At 63.3% G+C, this 1847-nt stretch carries 2 protein-coding genes; both read right to left on the reverse strand.

The features are described from left to right. Positions 1-839: pyridoxamine 5'-phosphate oxidase family protein (locus tag FEM54_RS31675; protein ID WP_138454181.1), on the reverse strand; the 839-nt coding region annotated here is incomplete at its 3' end. A gap of 76 nt (positions 840-915) precedes the next feature. Continuing rightward, positions 916-1803 (reverse strand): LysR family transcriptional regulator, encoded by an 888-nt coding sequence (locus FEM54_RS31680; RefSeq protein ID WP_138454182.1) that lies wholly within the window; start codon positions 1801-1803, stop codon positions 916-918. Positions 1804-1847: the final 44 nt, after the last annotated feature.

Consider the following 1847-nt stretch of genomic DNA (forward strand, 5'->3'; position numbering starts at 1 on the left):
GTCACTGTCCACAGCCGTTGGGCGCCCTCGAACCTGGCCACCTCAGGCCCGTCGAGGATCAGCGAAGTGCGCCCGGCAACCTGCAACATATCGCCCGACTCAAAATCAATAAACAGCAACCCCGCCACCGGGTTGAGCTGCAAATTGCCCAGGGTATTGAAGAACAGGTTGCCGGCAAAATCCGGGATGGTCAGCACGTCACCCTCAACCCGCACAAACCCCGTATTACCGCCTCTGTGTGAAACGTCCACCGAGCGTGCGCCATCCACGTCGGCGTAGCTGGCGACGAAGAAAGTGTCGGCGCTGCGGATCAACATTTGTGCCGCAGCGTCCAGGCCGTTGAGGCGCTCGACCGTGGTGCCGGGCTTGCGGGCGATGCCGTCGACGGGCCGCAACTGGATGTATTTGGGGCAGTTGCCATAGGTGTGCACCACATCGACCGAAAAACCTTCGTGGTCCAAACCACCGATGCGGCCGTTCATGCGGTTGCGGCGCCGGGTGTTTAGGTCAATGCCGAGCAAACCCACGCTGGCACCTAAGTGCAAGGCGCCAAGCGCCGGGTCGCTTTTGGACGGCAAACTGTCGATCTGCAAGGTGTGTGGGTCGGGTGAATGCGCAAAGCCCGGCGCGCCTTCAAGCATGGTCGCCCAGGGAATGCCCTGGGGATCCACTACGCCGAGCATCAGGTAGGGCAACAGCGGGTAGAAGTCGCGATGCTGCTCCGGCAAGTGATCGCGAATCACCTTGAGCCCGACCACGGCCATGCGCTCAGCCGCGCCAGCGCTTGCTTGCAGGTGCCGTTCGCCGGCATGCCAGGGAGATTGTTCGACTGGGTTCATGTTGAGCACCTCAGGTTGGATGCGCCCATGCTGCGCCCCACCTGCCAACGTGAGAATGCCCACACTTGGCAATCCACTATTTCACCGACTGAAATGCCGGATGCTCACGCAGCGCCGCCACACAGTGGTCGACAAAACTGCGTACGCGCATCGGTGCGTTGCGGCCCTCGCGGTACACCACATGCACCGGCAACGGCGGCTGTTCAAAGTCAGGCAACACACGGCGCAACTGGCCGCTCTGCAGGTGCTGGTGCAGCGGGTAACTCACGCAACGAATCACCCCCGCACCCTGCACCGCCGCATTGATTGCACCTTGCACGCTGGCACAGCTCAAGCGCGCGCGGGCCTTGAGCTGCAAGCCTTGAAAATCCCAGGCCACCGGGTCGGCACTGGCAATCAGCCGATGCTTTTTAAGCTCGCTCGGATGTCGGGGTTCGCCATGGGCGGCGAGGTAATCGGGGCTGGCGCAGAGGATATGCCGCACCTGCCCCACCGGCCGAGCGATGAGCGATGAATTGGGCAATTCGCCGACCAGGATCGCCACATCCAGCCCCTCTTCGTGCAGGTTCGGGTAGTAGTCGTGGTAGCGCGCCACCAGGCGGACGTCGGGGTAGTTGTCCATATAGCTGGCCAATACCGGCGCCATCACATAACGGCTGAACAGAAACGGCAAGAACACCTGCAAATTGCCCTGGGCCTGCACGTGCAAGCCCTTGGCCGAAGCCTCGGCGGTATGGACGGCTGCCAGCAGCCGCACGCAATCGGCCAGATAGGCGCTGCCCGCTTCGGTCAGGCTCACGCCGCGTGTGCTGCGTTGCAACAACGGCACCCGCAGGCGGGCTTCCAGGCGAGCAACCGCACGGATCAGGGTCGGGCCGGAAACCTGGGCCTGGCGCGCCGCCGAAGCCAGGCTGGGCTGATCAGCCAGCGCTGCAAACAGCTGCATGTCGCGATAGCGTTCCATCAGCCGCGGCGCTTCATCGCCGGGTTCAGGGCAGCGTCCTGCCC

Source organism: Pseudomonas edaphica (genome assembly GCF_005863185.1).
GTDB classification, from domain to species: domain Bacteria; phylum Pseudomonadota; class Gammaproteobacteria; order Pseudomonadales; family Pseudomonadaceae; genus Aquipseudomonas; species Aquipseudomonas edaphica.

Coding starts and splice junctions, on each gene's coding strand:
- FEM54_RS31680 (WP_138454182.1), bottom strand. CDS start 1,803: ATGGAACGCTATCGCGACATGCAGCTGTTTGCAGCGCTGGCTGATCAG.